Source organism: Scopulibacillus daqui (assembly GCF_016908855.1).
GTDB lineage: Bacteria > Bacillota > Bacilli > Bacillales > Sporolactobacillaceae > Scopulibacillus_A > Scopulibacillus_A daqui.
Genome location: NZ_JAFBER010000005.1, coordinates 54904 through 77213, shown reverse-complemented (window position 1 = coordinate 77213; position 22310 = coordinate 54904). Strand labels below are relative to the sequence as shown.

The window sequence follows — 22310 nt, the reverse complement described above, 5'->3', positions numbered from 1 at the left end:
TTGAGAGAAAGTCTTTAATGGTGTCGTCGTTACCAGGATATGAAGAAGAAATTGGTAGATGGCTATGGTGTTTAGAGGATGTTCGCCAAACACTTATTAATAGATTAACGCGAACCAGCCAAAGTATCCTTGACACAAAAATTGATGAAAGGCAAACGATTGGCACGCTTTTATATCACATTGCATTGGTCGAGGCAGATTGGTTATATGAAGAAGTTCTTGTTTCTGAATGGGATACTGAGATACGCTCGTTGTTCCCGTTTGAGGCTCTTTTAGATGATGGCTTATTAACTCATATTGAAGGTCAGAGTTTGGAGGAGCATTTTCACCGCCTTAATACAGTACGGAAAGTATTTCTTTCCCACTTTCGCACAATGGATCTTGCCGATTGGCGTAAACCAAGGGGTCTTAAACATTATGACGTCACACCTGAGTGGGTTGTTTTCCATTTGATTGAACACGAAGCGAATCATAGGTGCCAGTTTAATAAAGGATCTCCTGTTATTTTTTAATAATCGAACTGTTTATAATTTTAATTGCTAGGGGGCAAACAATATGAAACGACAAGAATACTCACAAGAATTTAAAACTCTATAGATGCTATTGAAACAGGTAATTCATCACTTGTTGCCAGAAGATAGTTAATCCGTTATGCTACTTCTATTACTGATAAATTACATATTGTTGGTCTTATCATCTTTTATATTAAAAAATATAAAATATAAACTAATGCAAAAGTAATATATAGCCACGATAGATAAAGCATTCATGATGCTTGATAAAAAATTATTGTTGTTAATGAATAAATTATACAACAAAAATATCACCATAAAAATTATGGGCGACATTATAAAAAGTAATTTAAACAATAATTTGTTACTAGGAGTCACTTTAAACCTCCTTACTTAGTAAAAGTACATTTTGTTCCATAATATGTTAGTGTAGTGATTATTCCAGCAACGCTAGTACCAACAAAATATTTCGCTGCTAATTTAGCTGCTTCCTTAAAGGCATGTTTTCTTATATAGTTAGCTATTCCACCATTAATAGCAGCCTGAACAGCATTCACACCAAAGAAATCAATGAGTGATGACTTCATACATCCCCAATATGATCTAAGTTGAATAGCACCTGTTGTTTGTTTATTATCGTTAATTTCTTTTTCTAACATATCAAGAGGTTTTGAATCACCATATTTTTCCCTGATTTTATCAAAATCAAAATCAATTACATTTCCATTTTTATCAGTTATTGCTGCGACTCCATAGATAAATTTAAAAGCATCCTCAAATTGTTTAACTCTCTTATTATAGTCGATACTAGCCATTTCATCTTTATTAGCTGTTTTCGCTTTAGATATAGGTGTAAATACTACAGTGAAAACTAACAAGAAACTAGCGACCACCAAAATACTCTTAATAAAAATATTATACTTCTTCATAAAAAAAGCCTCCCATTGTAATTCTTTTTTAAGGAATTTAACTATTACGTAAATACCAGCAATTATTTTTTTATAAATAAACCTCCAATTCCGATATTTACAAATTAAGAAAGATGTTTTAAGTAAATAGGTAGAAAGGACTAGAAATAGAAGTGAATATTGAAAAAATTAAAGGGAATTTATTCAGTGTTTACGGTAATTAAGAAATGTTTTTAGCATTGTAATAATATGATTGCAAAACAATTTCTGAGCAATAAAGATATGTTCTATCTTTAGAATTTATTGTTACCCGATAAGAACGGTGGTTATATGGCTCTTTATATTAATGATTATAAGCATAACTAGCAGCCTTTTTTACAGATGTGTAAGACTTATAACGAATAACTTTTGTATGCGGGTAATGGCTTAGCCACCAAACAATAGTATGGCGTGCTGGATAATGAGCTGGTCCAGCAATATATATAAAATGAGAGCCACTAATAATTACAATATTAGTGCGGCCCGTCAATCTTTTTGATGAAGTATCCTTAGTAACCAATACATTTCCAGATTTAAATTTAAAGACCTTTACTATGGCAGCATGAGAAGTATGAGCCAATGAATCATAAAAAACGTCATTACAAGTAAAAATTTTAAATAATGAAGCAATAATTCCTTTTTTCTTTTTTATCGTCATAATAATCCCTTTTTTCAATCAATTGTGTTTTAATTTTGATATTTTTGATAGATTTTTCGAACGTAATATTTCAACGATTATTTTCCTTTTTTACCAAAGCATTAATAAACGGTTCATGGACTTCTTGATACTTTCATATTCAAGTTTTTAAACTACCTAAGATCGGGAAATATTCTTATAAAATAGGTTTAATCTAAAATCCCTACTTCCAAACGGACACGGGAAAAATAAGTTATAGAAGGTGTCTATTTGAAACATAAGCACGATGAAGAGGAAAAGGAAATCGCAGCACAAGCCGAAAAAGTGGCGGAGAAATATATGATGAAGGAAGAACACTCAGAAGTTGAATTTACAGATTATGAGTTTACGCCAATGCATACACTCATGCTATATGGAAATTTCAAAAAAAATAATAAGGAGATTGTTGTTCAAATGGAGAAAAATGGACACAAATTAGAGGCGGGGAGCTATGCAAAGCAATAGTATAATGGCTTACATATGTTATGAAATGGTTATTTTAAAGAATAGGAGGTCTAAAATATGAATGATAAAGAAAGAGAAGAAATACATTCTCGATTGTTGTTATTGACTAATGCCGTAGTATCATTATATGAACATGTGGATCCTCATTTTAGAACAAGAGATTCAGTTTTACTTAAATATGGATATACGTCTGAGCAAAAGAATCAATTAGATCGCTATTTAATTCATATTCAGTTAACTAAAAAAATACCGACGAAGGGAGAATTCAGAGAAAAGGTTGCTGAAATAAAAGGTCTTCCCGTGGACAGTATTCCAATGCCCCATGTAGAAGAGGTGTTGTTAGGATATTATTCAGACGGGATGTACGAAAATAACATTGCTAAGATTTTAGATTTGTAAATGTAAATATCAATATCAGAAAATCCCCCAGTACCCATTTTGATATGTACTGCACCCCAAAAGTTAGTGTAACAATCTAACTTTTGGGTTTTCAATCTTGGCTTACAACGAAAAGGCTTTAGATTTGAAAGATTTATTGAACCGGTTTATAGATTCCAGCACCCGGTACCGTTATTGCAAAAAAAAACGTGAATTTTGCTTAACGAACAAAATCCACGTATTTGGCTTAGCGTGTTTCAGAGCATTGGCTTTTATCATTCTTAACTCTATGTATACAGCACAAAAATTATAAGCTATAACTGGTTTGATGAGAAAATCCTTGATTATGTCTATCTAATCCCTAAGCTGATAGATTCATACTCTTGCTTTTATCATTTTTAGCAACCATCATAATGCCGGCGATTAAAAGTAATATGCCAGGCACAAAGTAAATGGAAAAGGTATAAAAGACGCCCATAATTAGAATAAAAATGCCCCAGCCCTTGCTGTTATTTCTGATTTTAAATGTTGCAATCCAGATAAGAACAAGAAGCGGAATTGAAAATATCGTGCAGATTAATAAGTATACGAACCATCCAAAACCGTCAGCATCTGCAGGCATAAAGCTTAACAAAAATGACATTATAGCTGTAAAGAACCATCCAATCGTTAAAAAGATTGTTGCAATGAGTGATAAGGTAAATTCCGTATTTCTTTTCAATTTTACTCCCCCCCTACTTTAATCCCAATATTATACTACATTACCATCAGTATCAACTCAATACTTTTTTTAAGATTTTTTTCCTGGAATGAATTTTTACTTTATCGGGAAAAAACTTGAATTCTAGTTCTGATATCCTTCATATTTAATTCAAAATCACAGCCAGCCTTATTCACTCATGCTATTTTCCGAGAAAATTGACTGAGTTGCCAATTAAAAATATGTAAAATAACCCATGATTATATCTTATTTGGGGATTTATGTTACGCTATTATAAAAACTTCAAGTCCTACGGTTTGATGTAAGTACAAAAACAGTTGAATAGGAAATTAAATAACCTATGTTAATTAAAAAAGGCAACTAAATCTCATTTTTATGTGAATGACTAGAAGTTATTTTAGTCCCAGCCCTAAATGGGTTTTCCGATTGTCTCAGAATAGGGATATTCATTTTTCAAAGAACAATATTTCAATTGGAAATTAAGCAATACCGTAGGATTGAAACTTATTTATGAGGAGAAGATAAAATGAAATCAACAGGAATCGTCAGAAAGATTGATGAATTAGGCCGTATTGTGATCCCAAAGGAATTGCGCCGTACACTGGACATAAAAGAGAAAGACCCGATTGAAATTTTCCTTGATGATAACAAAATTATTTTGAAAAAGTATACATCACAAAATGCCTGTCAAATAACCGGAGAGATTTCGGACGAAAATATAAGTGTTGGAAATAATAAGCTAACCCTGAGTCCAGAAGGGGCAAAAATTTTAATGGAGGAATTGAAAAAGTACCTTTTAGTAACGAAATAAGGCTCTGATAAGCCAATGGGATTTTTTAATCCTATTATTGTATGACTAAAACGCAAATCGTTGTTTTTGATAATAACCTTAACTTTTAATATTATTTTCAGAGAAAGTCTGCCCATATCGGTAAATTTATCCGAATATGGGTTTTTTATTTTGGGGATAAATGACTTCTGAAAAAATCGGGATTAACTTACCGAAAATGATAAAACGCTTTGATCAATTGTTTATCATTCGTTCTTAATAAATTATAAAATGGGAAGGATGTCTTATCGGAAACCATTTTTTAACGGTGACATATGGTAAGGTAAAGGGTTCAGAAAAGGGGGATAAAGCATAGTGCACTTGATTTCTGTGTTAATTATTGCATTTGCTTCCAATCTGGATAACTTAGCCATCGGCATAGCATTTGGGATAAGATCTACAAAAATACCGATTTTGTCTAATTTGATTGTAGCGTTGATTACAATGTTGGGGACGTATTTATCCATGACAATGGGAGAGGTGATTGCGCATTATATTTCAGGGTTTATGTCAAATTTGATTGGAGCTGCACTTCTCCTTGGTATTGGGCTTTGGTCTATAATCAAAAGTTTGCCGTGCGCTAAGCAAAATGCAAGCTCAAATAACGATGATATTAAGCCGATTCCAAATCCTTATGCTTGCGATGCTAACAAAGATAATGTGATTTCGCTGAAGGAATCATTTACATTAGGTATAGCGCTAGCAATGAATAATATAGCCACTGGCATCGGCGCAGGAACAACAGGTGTGTCCCCTTTATGGACGACAATAATGGCAGGGGTATTTTCCCTGATATTTATCGGGTGCGGTTCTAAATTTGGATATACAATAGCAAGCACATGGTTTGGCAAATTTTCTGGCTTGGTAGCCGGCATATTACTCATATTAATTGGCATTTATGAAATGATTGTTTAAGCTTTAATCCATGAAAAAGATCCTATTCCCAATGTTATGATTGGAATTGAGGCATTACTTTAAGGGCGTCAAAGGTGTTACTGGTACATCCGGTTATCCGATTGAGTGTGGCTTCCTTTCCCTTTGCCCATGGTTAGAAGAAAGGAAAAACCCCGAAAGCATAACTTATAAAAAAATAGTTGCATATGAAAAAAAGAGAGCATTGCTGCTGTTAACAGCAATGCTCTGATCCGTTCGGCGCGGTCAGTTGAAGGTGAATGATGGGTTTGGAGGCTGTTCGTGATAATTGCGGACAGCACATTTTTAGGAACGCCTGCATTTTATATAAACTTGTGCACTATGCAGCGTTACATAACGGGATGCCTAATGCTTGCAAGATGGCTGCTGCTTGAGCAGTAATTTCTAAATTAATAGTAATGCCGTCAAGGGTTACTCGTAAAAACCATTGTCCATTGACTTCAACAACACATTGTTGCATCACTAACCCTCCCTTCCGATCATTCTCGCTAATAAAATATGAATTTTTTATGATTATGAATAGATTAACGTAAGGAAAACGACAAAAATCAATGATTTAATCTATTAAAACGCCTTTTATTAATAGGCAATAAATAAAAATCTATTCTTTAAAATACAGAACCAGGTTTCTATCTGATAAAACTAGTATGGTTGAAGATAACAAGCCAGATAATAATTGGATATGGCTGTATATGAACTTTAGGTGCCGGCTTGCCGTCATTTTACTAGAACGCACTAAGCCGTTCGAATACCTAAAGGAGTGAAACGCATTGATTAAAGACAATTCGACGATTCAAAATATTTGGCTGATCCTATTAGGTAGTTTTGGAGGATTTCTTTTCTCTTTAACTGGTTTGTCCATCGGCTGGCTGATGGGTGCGCTGACAGCCACCGGTCTGCTTTCTTTTTGGCGGCCTAGATGGGCTTTGATCAAACAGCAAAAAGGGATTCAACCTTATTGGAGGCATATAGGCCAATGGATGCTGGGAATAACATTAGGGCAGCAGGTGACTTTATCTGTTGTTAATACTTTTGAAAATAACTTTCTTACAATCGTTTTGATGCTTTTTCTGTCTATTTTATTTGCGTTGCTGGCCGGGTTTGTTCTATGGCGTTATACGAACTCTAATTTATTAACGAGTCTTTTTGCAACAACCCCCGGCGGCGTTTCGGCGATGCCGAGTATTGCTGAAGAAGTGGGAGCCAGTACAGTCGTCGTCAGTATTGTTCAGATCACTCGTATTATTATAGTCGTAAGTGCGATCCCTTTGATGGCTTCGTATTGGAATGCAGGTTCTGGCCAAGCTGCGGGTCCTGGTCAAGGCTTAATGAGTGCACATTCAACCTTAAATTTAGCCTCTGGCCTATGGACAATTGTATTGGCGGTATCTGCTTGGGGAGGACATTACATTGGCAAACGATTGAAACTGCCGGCCCCGTGGCTCGTAGGGGGGATGTTGGGAGTCGGAGCAATACAAGCTGTCAGTTCATTTATTAACGGCGGGAATATATCAGCATGGTGGCCGCATTGGACAATGATTATAGCTCAGGTTTTAATAGGAGCAAGCATCGGTTCCCGGCTAAACAGAACAATGTTCAAAGGAGCCAAACAGGTTGTATTGGTAGGTTTGCTGAGTTCTATGGGACTGGTTATCGCTATGTTCTTATGTTCGATTGGGATATCTGATTTGACGGGGATTCCATTGGTTACAGCTATATTGGCTTTTGCACCTGGAGGGGTGGCCGAAATGGCAGCAACCGCGTTAACGCTTCATGCCAATTCAGCTTTTGTCGTGGCTGTGCAAGTCTTGCGATTAGTCACCATACTTGTCTTATTGCCGCCAATGTTCCGGTTCCTTCAGTTTATAAATCAAAAACTAAGCCAAAAAGCCGCATAACAAAAAACGATTCTCCTTTATTTTTTAGGAGAATCGTTTTTTAATCTCTAAAAGACAGCTATCCCTTGTCGGTTTGCCTTATAAATTTTACCGTTCCTTTTATTAAACAAGCTTGCTTTCTCACATAAGGGGCTATAAGAAGTATTATTTCAATCAAGACCATTTGAAAAGGTGCGCTCCCCGCAAAAAGCATATGCATTAAATTCATGATCAGCCCTATAAAGGCTAAAATGGACGTCAAGCATCCTAATATAAGTCCAATTCCTATAAAAAATTCAACCCAGGGCAATACTAAATTGAATAGATCAATATGCGGTATAGCGAAGCTTTGCAATAGATCTCCCCATATGACTTGCAAAGACGAATGGCCATCAGAAGTTCTTTTTACTGCTGATACCAGGAAATCTGTTATATCAAAATCTCCCGCAATATTTCTCCATCCAACTTGTATCCATTGCAATCCAAGGTATAGGCGTAAGAACGTTAATATATACGAGAAATATGCCTTTTTCCATAAAAATTTAGCCATACAAAACCACCGTATAATGTAACTTCATTTTTCTTACTTTCAACCATAACATGAATTTTAAGATAATATATGACAAAAAGGTAACATATTTATAATTGTCATGATGATGTGAGATACACTTTAAAAAAAGTAAGACATCATTTTTTGGTATGTTTTAGCCCACCCTGCATAAGGGACAATGATGAGAAAAAAACAGAAAGCTTTTGATTTTCTAATCACAATAAGTATAATGCCAAGAACAATTAACTATTATCATTTTTTGTTTATGGAAGTATATAAAGTCTGCGGGGGAAGAAGCCAGAAAAATAATGGACAATAATTTTAGCAAGGCAATAAAATTATCCAAACCTTTATCAGCTATGTCATTTTTTACTTGTGTTTTCACATGAACTGGGGCATTTATTCAAATTTCTTATCAACTACGATGAGCATAAAAAATCCCCTTGAGTGCATTTTCTCAAGGGTAATTCATTGGAGGTAATACGAGAAGAACTCATATTCAAAGCCCTTTACATCTTTATTATATTCTTATTTGTTCATTTATATGCAAAATAATTTTAACGTCAGGTTACTCATAGACATTAGGGTGATGTTCGGCAGTTTGCTTTAGCTTGCGATGTGATGTTAGGATGTACGCTGTTCCGTTCAGACGATATGATTGGCTGCTGAGTTGTCCAATACAAAGGCCAATATTTTTTATGATTGACAGATTTTAAGACATGAGATATGATTAAGGGGTAATTCTATCAGCAATAAATGATTATCCTGTTGGTATGATGGTTTGAAAGGTTATACTTTAATGTTTATAATATATTCGATTGAGATAATTGACAGAAGATTATGTCATAATCGGCGGATCAACTGGGCGATGACATAATAAATGTCAATACAGCTTAAACTGTATTGACACGTGCGAAGCATGGGTTAGGCTATTACGCTTCCTAATATTGGCATTTAACGGATTTAAAATGCTTCTAATATAACAACGCCTATAACAATATAAGCTATACCTCTTAATTTGCGAAATGAAAACTCTTCTTTATATATTATAATATTAAACAAGTTGTTAAACACTATTGACAGCCCCGACCATATTGCAAAAGCGATGCCCATATTCACGTATTTTATAGCAATAGACAATAAGGTTATGGCTGTCAAGAAGGCGCATACGGCCAATAATGCGTACATTTTTCTTGTCATATCTTCGGATTTTTTAACAAAAATATGGCCGGCAACAGCACATATGGTTGACACCATTAAGAAAACCGCACCCATGGCTAAAACGCTCCTTTCCGTTTAGATTTTTTGCTTAGTCTTGCTACACCTATGATGATGAGGGCTATACCTATTAACTTTAGCATGGACACTTTTTCATCAAATGCGAAAAAACCTATTAATAGAACGAGGACTGTTCCAAGACCAGCAAATAATGCACCGACCACACCCACTTCTTTCCCCCGGGCGCTCCACATATAACACAGAATCGAAGATAAATAAAATATGAAAGCAATTAGAGTCGGAAATAATTCGGTTAGTCCGCGGGAATAGTTTAAAAAGGTCACTCCAATAACTTCACATATAATAGCTAATGACAGACCTGTCCAAAATCTCATTTGACCACCCCTTTTACCACTCATTTGCTCACATCATAAAATATAACAATTGGATTTGTGATTATCAATATAGTTAGAAATGTTCGTTTCTTCTTTTTTGGTTAACTATTTAATAACGAATTAAATTCGGATTTATGATAAATATCAAACTGAATATCTATATAGTAAAAGGGAGCCTGCTAACAGAAAGGCAGCAGGTGTTTTTGGCATACAAACAGTCTCACTTTTTAAATCAATAACAAGTGCTATGAAAAAAGTCAAACGCCCTCAAGAAAGACCAGCTGCCTCATTGTAACAGGCCGGTTCTCTCTATTTTCCCCTAAAAGGAAGTGATAAAATGTTTTGAAAAGAGGGATGCTGGAGCACTCGAAATGAATATAACCTATTGGACAAAAATGTTAAAAAAGGCTAAGCGGGCTTTTTGTGCTGAGGCAAGAACGATAGCATCATGTTTTCCGCATGATGGAAACCATAATATTTTATCTTCATGTTCATGGATTTTTTCTCCTTTTAAAGCGCCTATTGATTGACTTACTTCTATAATTCTGATCTATATAACATATATTCTTCTTTGTTCATTCCCATATTTCTGAACATTATATATATTTTACAAGGCTATTTTTCGGTATAAGAATGTTTCAACCTGGCCTTTGTAAGGGTATACATCTATAAAAAGCTGTTTAAAAAGGGGTTTTGCCAGCATGCGAGAATATTTGAAGCACTATATTAATGGTGAATGGATCGAATCTACAGGTACGGAAACGATGGATGTCATTAATCCAGCAACGGAGGAAGTTGCCGGCCGAATCAGTCTAGGCACGCTTGAAGATCTTGACCGTGCGGTAAAAGCAGCGCGGGCGGCCTTTCCGGCGTTCTCGAAAACTTCTAAGGAAGAACGAGTTCAATTGCTTGAGAATATTGCCGATGAATATGAGAAGAGGAAAGATGATTTTATCGATGCGATTACCGAGGAATTAGGGTCTCCTCGTTCAATGTCTGAGAAAGTGCATTATGAAATGGGGCTGAATCATTTTCGTGAAACGGCGCGATTATTAAAAGACTTTTCCTTTACAGAAAGGCGCGGGGGTACACTCATAGAGAAGGAAGCCATCGGTGTAAGCGGACTGATTACACCTTGGAATTTCCCGACAAACCAGACATCTACAAAAATTGCCAGCGCCTTTGCTGCCGGGAGCACGGTTGTGCTGAAGCCGGCAGAAATAACACCGTTTGCCGCTGTTATATTGGCAGAAGTCTTTGACGCAGCGGGTGTGCCAAAAGGTGTCTTTAACCTTGTTAATGGAACAGGGGAAGTTATTGGCGACGGCATTAGCGCGCATCCGGACATTGACTTTGTTTCTTTCACCGGCTCTGCTGCCGTTGGTCAAAGGGTCATGGAAAATGCGGCGAAAACCATTAAAAAAGTGGCCCTTGAACTTGGCGGTAAATCGCCGTTGATTATTTTAGAAGATGCCGATTTAAAAGAAGCGGCAAAAATTGCGGTTTCAAATGTTGTTATGAATACGGGACAAGTATGTACAGCCGCAACACGGACGCTTGTGCCAAAATCCATGCATGATGACTTTATCGAAGCCGTCAAAGCCGTATTGCCGAAGTTCCCGGTTGGTGACCCAAATGACAAACATTTTGTCGGTCCGCTTGTTTCCAAAAAGCAATGGGATCGGGTTCAAGGCTACATTCAAAAAGGAATTGATGAAGGAGCGGAATTGGTTGTTGGCGGTCTTGGCAAACCTGAAGGGCTTGAAACGGGCTATTATGTCAAGCCCACTGTTTTCACTAATGTAAAAAATGATATGGTGATTGCCCAAGAAGAAATATTTGGTCCAGTCATGTCGATCATCACCTATGAAACGTTAGATGAAGCTCTAGAAATCGCTAATGATACCGAATACGGATTGGCAGGCTATATTGTCGGCAAAGATCCGGAAGCAATAAAGAAAGCGGCCTCTAATATTCGGGCCGGCCAAATTCGAATCAATAAAGCGCCATCTGACTTCTCTGCGCCGTTCGGCGGATATAAGAAATCAGGCATCGGCAGAGAATGGGGCGATTATGGCATCAATGAATACCTTGAAGTGAAAGCTGTTTTGGGAATGCCTTCATAGGATTAAACAAAGCCGAGGGGGTTATCGATTCGATAGCACCTCGGCTTTTTTGATAAGCAGTGATGGCTTGCTTCTTGCATTAGGAAAATTTAAGGAAGATAACTGGAAGATGAATAAGAATAGAAAATTTAAAGGAAATGATGCATTTAGTATAGAAAAATAGTTAATATAATCGATTATTCTTATTATTATCACTTCAGCATACATCTGTTAATGAATCTCTCTGAGATTGGCGGACTTGAATAGAGAGAGGCTGAATGGCACTTATCGTTTCTTATGCTATAAAAAATAACTAAGAAAGGGGGATTTGTTTGGCTAATGTCAATATATTTATAGCTTTCGGCGCCGGATTGCTTTCTTTTGTTTCACCGTGTTCATTGCCGTTGTATCCCGCTTACCTTTCTTATATTACCGGCATATCTGTAGATGAATTAAAGGAAAACAACGGGCTGCTCCAGCGCAGAGCATGGTTGCATACGCTGTTTTTTTTAGCGGGTTTTTCACTTATCTTTATCGCATTAGGGTTGTCCTCTTCATTCATCGGCGGCTTATTTCATCAATTTGGCGATGTGATTCGTCAAGCAGGCGCTATACTGATTATCTTTTTTGGAGTGGTTGTTGTCGGGTGGCTGAAACCTTCTTTTCTGATGAAAGATAGGAAAATCTCCTTTCGTGAACGGCCATCCGGATTTTTAGGTTCCATGATCATCGGCATGGGCTTTGCAGCCGGCTGGACGCCTTGCACCGGACCGATTTTGGCGGCGGTCATTGCTTTAGGCGTTACGCATCCAAGCGAAGGTTTATTTTATATGATGGCTTATGTCCTGGGCTTTGCTGTACCGTTTATTATTTTCTCATTTTTTATCGGCAGAATGCATTGGATTAAGACATACAGCGGCAAAGTAACGAAAATCGGCGGCTATATCATGATTGTCATGGGGATTTTTTTATATTTTAATTGGATGACAAAGATTACTTCATTTCTTGTCGGCCGAGTATTTGGAGGGTTTACAGGACTTTAAAAAAAGAAGCGGCTCCTCTTTTTATCCAACAACAAAAAAAGGGCCGCTTTTTTACTGTGATCGGGAAACAGCTTACATACGAACAATGACTGACCCGCCGCCGCTAGTCACGATTTGCCTTTGCTTTTCTTGGCCCTGCTGCTGAAGCATAGATCGAAGCAGATGATTGTTTTGCTCGACTAACATCGCCAACCTTGTCATCATCTGTACCATATATTGAGTGTCTGAGAGTCTGCCTTGAACAGGGTATCCCTGTCCCGGCATCGGCGGCGGCGGAAATAGACTGATGCTAGGCATCCCGCCTTGTGCATGGAGTTCTGCGCCTTCGCCATGTCCTTCTTGCGGCCCTCCGCCTTCATGTACTGTACTCTGGCCCTGCCCTTGGCCAGTGAAAGGCATGCCTCCATAACCTTGTGCACCGCCTTGCCCCTGACGATGATTCATTAGCGGCTGATAGGGATTTTGATAATCCATTAAAGGTTCCTCCTCTGCCATTTAACCTACTCTATTTCTATTCAATTGTTCTTTATTATGGGTATAAGTATCCATAAATTGATGCATAGGCCTAAGGGTTGTAAAAGACAGGGGATTATCTAATGGCAAGAAATAGGGGGGAGCTGGGGTGCTTATGAATGAAGAAAAGCTCTGAGATGGAGGAGAGCTTTCCTTAACTAGTGCACTGTTGACCTTTTATATTTTGCATGTGATCAATACGATGGTCTAACTGCCGGATACGGTTAAGGGCTGTTTGGTAATCCATCTTTCGATAATGATGCTTGCCAGCCGGCTCTTCATCCGCTTCATCGGCAAGCGCTACAACCTTTTGCAGCGGTTTGAGATGCAGGTCGCCTTCCGGCAGATAAGAATCGGTATGAAGCAATATGGCCAGGGCAATTTCTTTTGCGGCACGGCGGTTTTCGCCAGAACGGATTAACAGCTTATGCGCGCGGTTGGCGCCTTTGATGGCATGGATATCATTATCTTTATAAAGTTGAAAATCCCATTTGCCATTATGGTACCATGTGTAGTGGCCGATATCATGAAGAAGGCCGGCCTTCGCTGCGAGATCTGGATCAACATGATATTCTTGAGCATACGAAAACGCGTATTCGGCCACTGCTACGGCATGTGCCATTCCAGAACGGTTTAAATATTTTTGTGCCACCGGATGTGTAAAAACTTTTTCTAACGTTACATTTCTCATCTTGATAACTCCTTTCTGTTTAGTTTTTTATTTGAAAGTTTGATAAAGTCCTAATGAATATATTGCAAAAGAATATAGCATGATTTGCTTTATATTGCAACCGTAATGATTAAACAAAAAGGCCAGCCGCTCACTTTAATGAAAGCAAGGGACTGGCTTGTATTTGCAATTTATGAACGAACGGCTGACAAATCTTTAACGCCTTGGTAGATAAGTTCAAATAATTCTTCAATATCTTCCTCTTCAACACAGGAGAAGGCGACCCGCAGATCCGTTGCATTAATGGCAACGACCCCGACGCCGTACTTATCCAATAAATGTTTGCGCGCTTCCTCTGCATTGACTTCTTTTAATTTTAGGCACATAAAGTATCCGGAATTAAACGGGTAGTATGACCATAGCTGACGATATTTTTCGTTATTGTTCAGCACGTCTTTCACTTTATTGGCCCGCTTTTTCATGATATTGCATTTTTCATCTTGCTGCTCCGCAAACTCTGGGGACTGCAAGGCTTTTAATACAAATGTCTGTGACGGATGAGAGGCGCTTGAGATTGTTCCTCTGATTAGTCCGGTTGCTTTTTGTTCCAGCGCATCCACGACCTTAGAGCTGGTGCTTGCAAAAGTAATAAAACCGACACGGAAGCCCCAAACAAATTCCTCTTTAGTTGCGCCATCGACTTTGACCGCCAGAATGCGAGGGTGCAGATTTGCCAGACGGCTAAATAAGGATTCCTTAATTGAGTCTTCAAAAAACAATTTGAAGTAAGCATCATCTGTAACGGCCACGATATTCATGCCGGCTTCTGCCGCTTCTAATAAAACGGAAACGATTTTTTCTGCTTCTTCTTCATGCGGTGTGTAGCCAGTCGGATTGTTCGGGAAGTTTAGCACCACGACAGCTTTTCCATGGTCTTTTTGTGCAAATACCGCTTCGCGAAGCCCTTCGACATTGAACGTTTCTTGATCGTTGAAAAGAGGGAATGTGTTTAATCTGCCGCCTCTGCGAAGTTCAAAAATGAAGTTATAGTTTCCCCAATATTTGTCAGGTACAATAACCGGATCTTGATGGTCGACAAATAGATCAGCTGCAATGCTCATCCCGTGTGTCAGCGCATTAGTCACAATTGGGGTGCCGAACGTTTTATCTCTTAATGATGGGTTGTCGCGAATGATTTTTTTCCGCCATTCAGAACGAAGCTCGGGCTTTCCTGCCGGCGGCGCATATGGATATAGATCCTTTGGCTCATAATCAGATAATGTTTTCTGAATAAGATCAAGGTGCATCATCTCGCCATTTTCTGTAGCCATGCCAATCGTTGCATTAAACTTATGCGCTGATTGTTTGGCTTCAGCTGATTGGCTTAAAATTCCCTTCGGATAAAATAGTTCTTTTCCGAGTTGGGACAGCATATCTAAGACGTGCTGGTTTTCAGATTTTAAAACGTTATTCAACTGTTCTGCAATTGGCTTCATTCTCTTGAACATCCTTTCAACAATAGGAAGTATCAGACTTTTATGATCATATTATTTTAACATAAAAAACTTGTGCTGTAACATAAATGGCAGCCTTTTAGTCAGGCAAAAACTAAAAGGCTGCTATTCAATCCATTTTACCGCCCATTCTTGTACGGCATCCATAACAGGCTGCAGTGACTTTCCTTTGTCTGTTAGCTCATATTCGATTCTCACCGGTGTTTCTGGATAGACATTTCGCCGGATTATTTCTTGCTTTTCGAGTTCTTTAAATCTCTCCGCTAACACGCGATCGCTTAACTGAGGAATACTCTCAGAAACATCTTTAAAACGTTTCGGGCCTGTTAAGAGCACTCTTATAATGAGTCCTGTCCATCTTTTCCCTAATATTTCAAAGGCCGATTCAAATCGTGGACATAAATGCATGGATTCCTTCATATCCGCTCAACTCCGATAAAATGCTTTTCTTAAATTTTAGCATAATTGCTTACGATAAGCTTTTAAAGTCCTCAATAAATTCATTGGCGGCATTGTAAAGCGAGTAACGATACTGGATTTTATCCATATTGGCAGGCAGATGTATATCCGTTTTCATATGATTAAAGTAAGCCGATTGATTGTTCATTGTTTGTTTCCATGCTTGGATATAGCTTGCCAATTGGTGCATGTATCCGGCCCACATTTGCCGGTCAGAAGGTGTCATGCTGCCGGAAGATGCCCAATCCATCGTTGTTCTGAGCATCCCGGAAAGGTGAGCGCAGCCATTTTTAAGACGAAGCAGATTCTGCTGATGCTTGCTTAAGCGAACGAGGTCTTTTTTGGCAAAAATATTTAAGCGGTTATGATTCAACGCTTTTTCTAATTCAGACGATACTTGATGAGATTCTTTTAAAAGCTGCTTTATATGATGTTGAATTTGTTCTCCTTCGTCTATTTTGCAGCCGTTTTCGATCCAAACGGCGAAATCGGTAAAATTATCGGAAAGGTGGTCCGTAAAGGTTAATAACGATTGTTTGACTTTCTTTGTTAGGTTAGGCGGAAATAAAAACAGGCAAACAATAACCGCTGTCACTGCTCCTATAAATGTATCTCTTAATCTGTCTATAGCATATTCATGGGATTGGCGGGTAAGAAGGAATACTAATAAAACACTTAGTGCGATTTGGTGAATGACGATATTATTGAAATTCATCAAATAGGCGATGCCGACTGAAATGAGTATGACAAGAAAGAGTGTCCAAAAGTTTACATTCAGCCATTGAACAAAGCATTCAATGATCAATATGCCGATACTCGTTCCTACTATGCGCTGAAAGGCGAATTGAATGGATTGATCAATAGTTGGCTGCAAACATAAAATGGATGTCAGCGGTGCCAAAAAGGGATCTTTTGAACCGGACCATTTGGCAAGCTGCCAAGAAACCGCACAAGCCAGGGCCGTTTGCCATATGATACTCGTTTTGCTGAAAAATTGCGTGATTGTTTTTGTCATGTCTACCCATCCGCTCATGTAAATGATTAAAAATGATCATTGTTTAGGTTTTGCGGCTGCGAGGAAGCCTATTCGTGAGAAATATCGCCGGACTCAGCTGCTGCCCGTTGTCATCGAAACCATCTCTGATTATTCATGAGAAAAGTGAGGGGGAAAATGGCCAGTCATTTTTGACAAAAAACTTTTTTTGCGGGATTATGGGGGCTTTATCCGTACAGCTGTTTTTTTATAACGGCTGCAAGCGGGGAACTCACAGCCGTTATGTTTAGAAATGGGTCTGGAACCAACCTTAATGAATGTTTTTCTCTGTTTCACGATCAAAGAAATGCGCCTTATTCATGTCGAAAGCGAGTTTCAATTTTTGGCCGCTCTTTATATCGCTTCGTGAATCAACCCGGGCGATAAATGGTTCATTATTCATTTTAGAATGCAAATACGTTTCAGCGCCTATCAGTTCGGCAACGTCAATAGCAGCTGTGAAGGCGCTGCCTCCGGAATGATTAATAAAACGAGGCTCATCATGAATATCCTCGGGACGAATGCCGAGAATGATGTCTTTATTAACATAGCCGCGGCTGTGAAGAACTTTTATCTTGCTTTCGGGCACTTTAAGATTAACATCGCCAACAATCACTTCGTGGCCGGTAAGCTTTGCTTGAAAGAAATTCATGGCCGGCGATCCGATAAATCCGCCGACAAAGACATTTTCAGGTGAATCGTAAACTTCTTTTGGCGAACCGACTTGCTGAATAGCGCCATCTTTCATCACAACAATACGAGTGGCCATTGTCATAGCTTCTGTCTGGTCATGGGTGACATAAATGGTTGTTGTCTGCAGGCGCTGATGCAGTTTAGATATTTCTGAACGCATTTGGACGCGCAGCTTGGCATCCAGGTTTGATAACGGCTCATCCATAAGGAATACTTGCGGATCACGAACAATGGCGCGCCCTAGAGCAACGCGCTGTCTTTGTCCGCCTGAGAGCGCTTTAGGTTTCCGGTTAAGATAATCTTCAAGACCTAGAATACGGGCCGCTTCGTTTACGCGCTTTTTAATCTCGTCTTTTTTGAACTTTCGCATTTTCAGGCCAAACGCCATATTATCATAAACATTCATATGAGGGTATAAGGCGTAGTTTTGGAAAACCATTGCAATATCCCTGTCTTTTGGCGGAACTTGGTTGACTAATCTATCTCCGATGTAGAGCTCGCCGTCTGTAATATCTTCAAGTCCGGCAATCATTCTAAGCGTTGTCGACTTGCCGCAGCCTGATGGGCCGACAAAAACGATAAATTCCTTATCCTTAATATCCAAATTAAGATTCTTAACAGCATAAGTTTTATTATCATATGACTTCTTCATATGTTTCATAGTAATGCTGGCCATAACATTGCCCCCTGTCTAAAATAGCCTATTTAAACTATAACTATTCAGAATTGATGGTATATTGACCGTTTGTCTTTAATCAGGCTTTTTAGCAAATGCATCACCATACATACAAAGTCTTGATTTTTCAATCATATGACGGTCACTTTTCCGGGGTGCAGCCCAACAAGAAACTTTAGAGACGCTTATACAATATTCAGCAATTCCATGACGTTATTTAAAATATAATCTGTACGCAGGGCTTCAAATTCAGAGCGGGCGGCCTGTCCTGACAACCCAGTCAATACTGCAGCAAACGTGCATCCCATTGATTGCGAGGCATAATAATCAGCGACAGAATCGCCGACGATAAGAATGTCGCGGCCGTTTTCGATAGGGAGCGGATGATTTAATACGTCTGGATCGCTGCACTTTTTACCTAGAAGCGCCGCTATATAAGTAAATGGCTGAGGCTTAGCCAGCGGCGAACGCTCCGGATGCTCTTCTTCAGCTTTTAGTACGTCGGTAGCGGTTGAAATGCAGCTTCTATTGAAGTATTCAAGAACGCCTATTGAAGCCAACGGTTCAATGGTCTCAATATCTGGACGTCCAGTGCCGATGCCGAGTTTTATTCCTTTGTCTTTTAAACTTTGAAATAGTCTTTGCAGATGAGCCGGTTCAACAATCGGAATCTCGCTGGATAGAAACCCTGGTTTACCGGCTTGGACGGGTTGAATGCCTTCATCTTGAATAAATTTTTCATCTCCAAGATACCACTCTTGAAAAGCTTTTTCGCATATGCGCCATAAAGAACTGTTCCGCGAAAATTGTGAAGTTGAAAGACCGATTTTATCTTTAACGATGTCGTTCAAATAGGTCATTAATGCTTGCTTAGTTGCATTTCCCTTTTTAAAATCGTGAATAAAAGCAGGAAAGTCGGGTTCGGCATTGATATCCAATGATTTAACTAATTGGCCTAATGTTTGTAAATCCTTAAGACTTATGTTTCCATGTAGGAAATTCTTGATAACATCTTTGTGAGTCTTAGCCAATGGCTCTAATAATAGAATCAGCTGATAGGAAAAAGCAAGGTAAACCATGTCCCAATTGGCGTTGATGCCGCGCGATTTCATAAAATGCAAGACATGATCATTGTCAAACACTAGGCTTCTGATTTTACGTATTTGTTCTTCCGAAGGCTGAGAGGCAAATAATTCAGGCTTTAAGCCAAGATAATTGGAACTATAAATTAATTCGTATACCGTTAGCGCAGTAGCATCAAAGTAACGTTCTTCACTTAAAAGAACGCCGTCGATATCAAATAAGATTGTTTTAAACATAATTCCCCCCGCGATAATGACTAAATGTATTCACTATTTTAACATTTAATTGCCTCAGGCATAAGCTTATCCCAATCTATTGGGTTTAAATTCCCTTGCTGGTTATAGTTTGATATGTTCTTCTTTTGTTATCCATGATATATTAGTAGTTAGATGTTTTTTACGTCATTTCCTACGGTACGATTTTAATAGATGAAAAAATAACTTTATAAAGTAGGAGTTGACTGATATGAGAACTACTGAAGTCATGGATTATCATTTTATAAATTCGGATATTCATTCGTTTGTTCAAGACTTAAATGATAGATTGGCCAACCGCATAAAAACATTTATCATCACGGCAAATCCGGAGATTATCATGTATGCGGGCCAAGACTCTCAATATCGCGAAATCATTCACGAAGCGGATTATATTGCGCCAGACGGGGCCGGCGTTGTCATTGCTTCAAGGATTTTGGGTACGCCGTTAATGGAAAGAATAACAGGCTTTGACCTTATGCAGGAACTGTTAAAATCTGCTGAGGAAAAAAGTTATTCTGTTTATTTTCTCGGGGCGGAACCTGAAATCATCAAGCAAGCGGTTAGTAAAATTCAAAAGGATTTCCCTCGGCTAAATATAGCCGGCTATCATCATGGGTATATTCATGACGATAAGCCCATTGTGAATGAAATTCGTCAAAAACAGCCTGACATTGTGTTTGTCGGACTAGGTTTTCCAAAGCAAGAGCAATGGATTCATCAACATTTGAAGGACTTTAATCATGGTTTGTTTATGGGCGTCGGCGGCAGCTATGATGTGATTGCCGGAAAACTCAAACGCGCGCCTAAGATATGGCAAAAATTTAATCTTGAATGGTTGTACCGTTTGTGCCAACAGCCGTCAAGATGGCGCAGAATGTCTGTGCTGCCGATCTTTATGCTGAAAGCTATCAAGAAAAAATTCATAAGGTAACAGTCCGCTTCCTTATTGATTCCCATCTGAAAAAAGCTTTTTAATAAAGTATATTAAAATCCACTCGGGTTAAGGATCCGAGTGGATTTTTGTTATGATGCAGGATCTTCCGCATGTTTTAGATTTTTTCTTTTTATAGGTGTAAGAAGCTTCTCCAGCCAGCCCATCAAAATATCGGCAATGACTGCCATTAAGGCTGTAGGTATTGCCCCCGCTAAAATAATGGCTGTTCCGTTAGTGGCGTTTGTGCCGCGGACAATAATGTCGCCGAGGCCGCCCCCTCCGATAAATGTACCAACCGTAGCAATACCGATGGCAACAACTAAGGCGGTTCTTAGCCCGGCCATAATGACTGACAAAGACAGCGGCAGTTCTACCATCCAAAGCAATTGAAATTTTGTCATGCCCATGCCGCGCCCTGATTGAAGAAGTGCATTGTCGACATTTCGAATGCCTGTATACGTGTTCTTAATAATAGGTAGGAGAGAATACAAAAATAGTGAGAAAACAACGGTATTAGCGCCAAGTCCCATGACTAGCATCAGAAGGGCAAGCATCGCCAGCGCCGGGATCGTTTGAATAATATTTGCGAGTGTCAATACCCAAGTGCTGAGCCGGCTGTATCGGGCGATAATGATGCCGACCGGGATAGCAATGACAGCTGCAAACATAACGCCGTAAGCGCACATCAGAAAATGCTTGTAAAATTCTTCCCAAACATACCATCCATTTTGTCCGTAGTATGTCCAAAGTTCCTTTAGTGTTTCCACAACTATCACCTGCCTTATTCATACTTTAAGAAAGATAAACCGGATCAATGCCGCCAAATCTATAGAGGCTTAATTTAGACCCCAAATCAGTGGCGGCCAAGTGTCTGACTTGACTATTTATTTTCAGCCGGCGGGTTTCCTTTATTATCAAAGTAATGATGTTTCTCTAGAAATTCCTTAGCAACGACCGATGGCTCTTTTAATTTCACGTCCGCTTCATAGTTCATTTCGAGCATTTGTTTTGTGCTGATTTTTCCCGCAAGCTTAGTGAGAACGGTTCGAATTTCCGGATGTTTTTTCAACACATCATTGCGGACAACCGGCGAACAATCATACGGCGGGAAGAACCTTTTATTATCTTTCAAAGTAACGAGATTAAAGGCTTTTATGCGTCCGTCCGTCGTGTAGGCAAGTACAACGTCCATTTTTTTGTTTTTTAATGCTTGGTAGACTAAGCCGATTTGCATCGGATAAGTATGCCCGAAATGAAAACCGTATGTTTTCACAAATCCATCATAACCGTCCCCTTTGCGCTTCAGCCAGCTGCTGTCTACGCCTAATTTAAGCTGAGGGGCAATGTTTTTAAGGTCGGATACGGTTTTTAAATGATTTTTATCGGCTAGATCCTTTCTGACTGTAAAAGCATACGAGTTTGCGAAGCCATACGAAGGAAACCATGTCTGGTCAAATCTTTTGGCAAACTGCTGCTGTACGATTTTCAGCGCTTTTTTAGGATTTTTGACGGGTTCCATTCCTAATGCACCGGTTAGATCAGTGCCCGTATAGCGCGTCGGGGTAATATCTACCTCACCGCTTATCATCGCATTGTGGGACACCGTAGATGAGCCAAGATTGTTGATTAGTTCTGTTTTTAATTTTGTGTCATGTTCGATCATTTGTTGAACAATGCTGCTGACGATCATGGATTCCGTCGTATTTTGTGCACCGATGGTAATGGTGTCTTCTTTGGGGCCGCTCAAACCCGGCAAAGCGCATCCGCTGAGTAATGCAACTGCGATTATTAGAGTGAATAACAGTTTCCATTTATGTTTAAGCAATTTT

25 protein-coding genes are annotated in these 22310 nt (G+C 38.8%); 9 read left to right on the top strand and 16 right to left on the bottom strand.

The features are described from left to right. The first annotated feature begins 17 nt into the window (after positions 1–17). A complete protein-coding gene (locus tag JOD45_RS05675) occupies positions 18–512 on the top strand; it encodes a DinB family protein (protein WP_205002902.1) in 495 nt (164 codons plus the stop codon). A gap of 389 nt (positions 513–901) precedes the next feature. Here JOD45_RS05675 and JOD45_RS05670 read toward each other — a convergent pair whose 3' ends face one another. After that, positions 902–1441: a hypothetical protein gene (locus JOD45_RS05670; protein ID WP_205002901.1), complete on the bottom strand. Its 540-nt coding sequence runs from the start codon at positions 1439–1441 to the stop codon at positions 902–904. 322 nt (positions 1442–1763) lie between these two features. Beyond that, positions 1764–2117, bottom strand: coding sequence for a hypothetical protein (locus JOD45_RS05665; protein ID WP_205002900.1), 354 nt, complete (start codon positions 2115–2117; stop codon positions 1764–1766). 249 nt (positions 2118–2366) lie between these two features. On the opposite strand from JOD45_RS05665, the gene JOD45_RS05660 reads away from it, so the two are divergent. Together JOD45_RS05660 and JOD45_RS05655 are read left to right on the top strand one after the other, a co-directional pair. Further along, complete coding sequence (locus tag JOD45_RS05660) at positions 2367–2600, top strand: hypothetical protein (RefSeq protein WP_205002899.1); 234 nt, start codon at positions 2367–2369, stop codon at positions 2598–2600. Between the two features lie 57 nt (positions 2601–2657). After that, positions 2658–2999, top strand: a complete 342-nt coding sequence (locus tag JOD45_RS05655; protein ID WP_205002898.1) for a hypothetical protein — start codon at positions 2658–2660, stop codon at positions 2997–2999. A gap of 340 nt (positions 3000–3339) precedes the next feature. Here JOD45_RS05655 and JOD45_RS05650 read toward each other — a convergent pair whose 3' ends face one another. Beyond that, the gene (locus tag JOD45_RS05650; protein WP_205002897.1) at positions 3340–3699 is read right to left on the bottom strand and encodes a DUF4064 domain-containing protein; all 360 of its coding nucleotides are present in this window, start codon (positions 3697–3699) and stop codon (positions 3340–3342) included. Positions 3700–4225: 526 nt separating this feature from the next. Here JOD45_RS05650 and JOD45_RS05645 point away from each other — a divergent pair. Together JOD45_RS05645 and ytaF are read left to right on the top strand one after the other, a co-directional pair. Next, on the top strand, positions 4226–4510 hold the full coding sequence (locus tag JOD45_RS05645) for an AbrB/MazE/SpoVT family DNA-binding domain-containing protein (RefSeq protein WP_205002896.1): 285 nt from the start codon (positions 4226–4228) through the stop codon (positions 4508–4510). Positions 4511–4843: 333 nt separating this feature from the next. After that, positions 4844–5443, top strand: a complete 600-nt coding sequence (gene ytaF, locus JOD45_RS05640) for a sporulation membrane protein YtaF (RefSeq protein ID WP_205002895.1) — start codon at positions 4844–4846, stop codon at positions 5441–5443. A gap of 337 nt (positions 5444–5780) precedes the next feature. Here ytaF and JOD45_RS05635 read toward each other — a convergent pair whose 3' ends face one another. After that, positions 5781–5921 (bottom strand): DUF3956 family protein, encoded by a 141-nt coding sequence (locus JOD45_RS05635; RefSeq protein ID WP_205002894.1) that lies wholly within the window; start codon positions 5919–5921, stop codon positions 5781–5783. A 310-nt stretch (positions 5922–6231) separates the two neighbouring features. Here JOD45_RS05635 and JOD45_RS05630 point away from each other — a divergent pair, with 310 nt between their 5' ends. After that, the gene (locus JOD45_RS05630; protein WP_239549103.1) at positions 6232–7359 is read left to right on the top strand and encodes an AbrB family transcriptional regulator; all 1128 of its coding nucleotides are present in this window, start codon (positions 6232–6234) and stop codon (positions 7357–7359) included. 58 nt (positions 7360–7417) lie between these two features. Here the strand turns inward: JOD45_RS05630 and JOD45_RS05625 are convergent, their stop codons facing one another. From JOD45_RS05625 to JOD45_RS05615, 3 genes are all read right to left on the bottom strand, one after another. Continuing rightward, entirely contained in the window at positions 7418–7888 is a 471-nt protein-coding gene (locus JOD45_RS05625) for a DoxX family membrane protein (protein ID WP_205002893.1), read from the bottom strand. A gap of 963 nt (positions 7889–8851) precedes the next feature. Further along, on the bottom strand, positions 8852–9163 hold the full coding sequence (locus JOD45_RS05620; protein WP_205002892.1) for a DMT family transporter: 312 nt from the start codon (positions 9161–9163) through the stop codon (positions 8852–8854). 2 nt (positions 9164–9165) lie between these two features. Then, a complete protein-coding gene (locus tag JOD45_RS05615) occupies positions 9166–9501 on the bottom strand; it encodes a DMT family transporter (RefSeq protein ID WP_205002891.1) in 336 nt (111 codons plus the stop codon). Between the two features lie 701 nt (positions 9502–10202). Here JOD45_RS05615 and JOD45_RS05610 point away from each other — a divergent pair. After that, complete coding sequence (locus JOD45_RS05610; protein WP_205002890.1) at positions 10203–11627, top strand: aldehyde dehydrogenase family protein; 1425 nt, start codon at positions 10203–10205, stop codon at positions 11625–11627. A 311-nt stretch (positions 11628–11938) separates the two neighbouring features. Then, positions 11939–12649 carry a cytochrome c biogenesis CcdA family protein gene (locus JOD45_RS05605; protein ID WP_205002889.1) on the top strand — a complete coding sequence of 237 codons (711 nt, stop codon included), beginning with the start codon at positions 11939–11941 and terminating at the stop codon, positions 12647–12649. A gap of 72 nt (positions 12650–12721) precedes the next feature. Here the strand turns inward: JOD45_RS05605 and JOD45_RS16925 are convergent, their stop codons facing one another. The 7 genes from JOD45_RS16925 to JOD45_RS05570 all read right to left on the bottom strand — a co-directional run bounded on the left by JOD45_RS16925 (position 12722) and on the right by JOD45_RS05570 (position 19526). After that, positions 12722–13123 (bottom strand): hypothetical protein, encoded by a 402-nt coding sequence (locus JOD45_RS16925; RefSeq protein ID WP_239549102.1) that lies wholly within the window; start codon positions 13121–13123, stop codon positions 12722–12724. 193 nt (positions 13124–13316) lie between these two features. Next, a complete protein-coding gene (locus tag JOD45_RS05595; protein WP_205002888.1) occupies positions 13317–13853 on the bottom strand; it encodes an HD domain-containing protein in 537 nt (178 codons plus the stop codon). Between the two features lie 170 nt (positions 13854–14023). After that, the gene (locus JOD45_RS05590; protein ID WP_205002887.1) at positions 14024–15328 is read right to left on the bottom strand and encodes an aminotransferase class I/II-fold pyridoxal phosphate-dependent enzyme; all 1305 of its coding nucleotides are present in this window, start codon (positions 15326–15328) and stop codon (positions 14024–14026) included. Between the two features lie 123 nt (positions 15329–15451). Further along, positions 15452–15766: a winged helix-turn-helix transcriptional regulator gene (locus JOD45_RS05585; RefSeq protein WP_205002886.1), complete on the bottom strand. Its 315-nt coding sequence runs from the start codon at positions 15764–15766 to the stop codon at positions 15452–15454. Between the two features lie 49 nt (positions 15767–15815). Further along, positions 15816–16820, bottom strand: coding sequence for an FUSC family protein (locus JOD45_RS05580; RefSeq protein ID WP_205002885.1), 1005 nt, complete (start codon positions 16818–16820; stop codon positions 15816–15818). Positions 16821–17109: 289 nt separating this feature from the next. Continuing rightward, on the bottom strand, positions 17110–18207 hold the full coding sequence (locus JOD45_RS05575) for an ABC transporter ATP-binding protein (RefSeq protein ID WP_205002884.1): 1098 nt from the start codon (positions 18205–18207) through the stop codon (positions 17110–17112). A 185-nt stretch (positions 18208–18392) separates the two neighbouring features. Then, positions 18393–19526, bottom strand: a complete 1134-nt coding sequence (locus JOD45_RS05570) for an HAD family hydrolase (protein WP_205002883.1) — start codon at positions 19524–19526, stop codon at positions 18393–18395. A gap of 229 nt (positions 19527–19755) precedes the next feature. Between JOD45_RS05570 and JOD45_RS05565 the strand changes: the two genes are divergently transcribed. After that, complete coding sequence (locus tag JOD45_RS05565) at positions 19756–20478, top strand: WecB/TagA/CpsF family glycosyltransferase (protein ID WP_205002882.1); 723 nt, start codon at positions 19756–19758, stop codon at positions 20476–20478. A 92-nt stretch (positions 20479–20570) separates the two neighbouring features. Here JOD45_RS05565 and JOD45_RS05560 read toward each other — a convergent pair whose 3' ends face one another. Together JOD45_RS05560 and JOD45_RS05555 are read right to left on the bottom strand one after the other, a co-directional pair. Continuing rightward, positions 20571–21248, bottom strand: a complete 678-nt coding sequence (locus JOD45_RS05560; protein WP_205002881.1) for an ABC transporter permease subunit — start codon at positions 21246–21248, stop codon at positions 20571–20573. 113 nt (positions 21249–21361) lie between these two features. Continuing rightward, entirely contained in the window at positions 21362–22306 is a 945-nt protein-coding gene (locus tag JOD45_RS05555; protein WP_205002880.1) for an osmoprotectant ABC transporter substrate-binding protein, read from the bottom strand. Between the last annotated feature and the right edge of the window lie 4 nt (positions 22307–22310).

Coding starts and splice junctions, on each gene's coding strand:
- JOD45_RS05675 (WP_205002902.1), top strand. CDS start 18: ATGGTGTCGTCGTTACCAGGATATGAAGAAGAAATTGGTAGATGGCTA.
- JOD45_RS05670 (WP_205002901.1), bottom strand. CDS start 1,441: ATGAAGAAGTATAATATTTTTATTAAGAGTATTTTGGTGGTCGCTAGT.
- JOD45_RS05665 (WP_205002900.1), bottom strand. CDS start 2,117: ATGACGATAAAAAAGAAAAAAGGAATTATTGCTTCATTATTTAAAATT.
- JOD45_RS05655 (WP_205002898.1), top strand. CDS start 2,658: ATGAATGATAAAGAAAGAGAAGAAATACATTCTCGATTGTTGTTATTG.
- JOD45_RS05645 (WP_205002896.1), top strand. CDS start 4,226: ATGAAATCAACAGGAATCGTCAGAAAGATTGATGAATTAGGCCGTATT.
- JOD45_RS05635 (WP_205002894.1), bottom strand. CDS start 5,921: ATGCAACAATGTGTTGTTGAAGTCAATGGACAATGGTTTTTACGAGTA.
- JOD45_RS05625 (WP_205002893.1), bottom strand. CDS start 7,888: ATGGCTAAATTTTTATGGAAAAAGGCATATTTCTCGTATATATTAACG.
- JOD45_RS05620 (WP_205002892.1), bottom strand. CDS start 9,163: ATGGGTGCGGTTTTCTTAATGGTGTCAACCATATGTGCTGTTGCCGGC.
- JOD45_RS05615 (WP_205002891.1), bottom strand. CDS start 9,501: ATGAGATTTTGGACAGGTCTGTCATTAGCTATTATATGTGAAGTTATT.
- JOD45_RS05610 (WP_205002890.1), top strand. CDS start 10,203: ATGCGAGAATATTTGAAGCACTATATTAATGGTGAATGGATCGAATCT.
- JOD45_RS16925 (WP_239549102.1), bottom strand. CDS start 13,123: ATGGATTATCAAAATCCCTATCAGCCGCTAATGAATCATCGTCAGGGG.
- JOD45_RS05595 (WP_205002888.1), bottom strand. CDS start 13,853: ATGAGAAATGTAACGTTAGAAAAAGTTTTTACACATCCGGTGGCACAA.
- JOD45_RS05590 (WP_205002887.1), bottom strand. CDS start 15,328: ATGAAGCCAATTGCAGAACAGTTGAATAACGTTTTAAAATCTGAAAAC.
- JOD45_RS05585 (WP_205002886.1), bottom strand. CDS start 15,766: ATGAAGGAATCCATGCATTTATGTCCACGATTTGAATCGGCCTTTGAA.
- JOD45_RS05580 (WP_205002885.1), bottom strand. CDS start 16,820: ATGACAAAAACAATCACGCAATTTTTCAGCAAAACGAGTATCATATGG.
- JOD45_RS05575 (WP_205002884.1), bottom strand. CDS start 18,207: ATGGCCAGCATTACTATGAAACATATGAAGAAGTCATATGATAATAAA.
- JOD45_RS05570 (WP_205002883.1), bottom strand. CDS start 19,526: ATGTTTAAAACAATCTTATTTGATATCGACGGCGTTCTTTTAAGTGAA.
- JOD45_RS05565 (WP_205002882.1), top strand. CDS start 19,756: ATGAGAACTACTGAAGTCATGGATTATCATTTTATAAATTCGGATATT.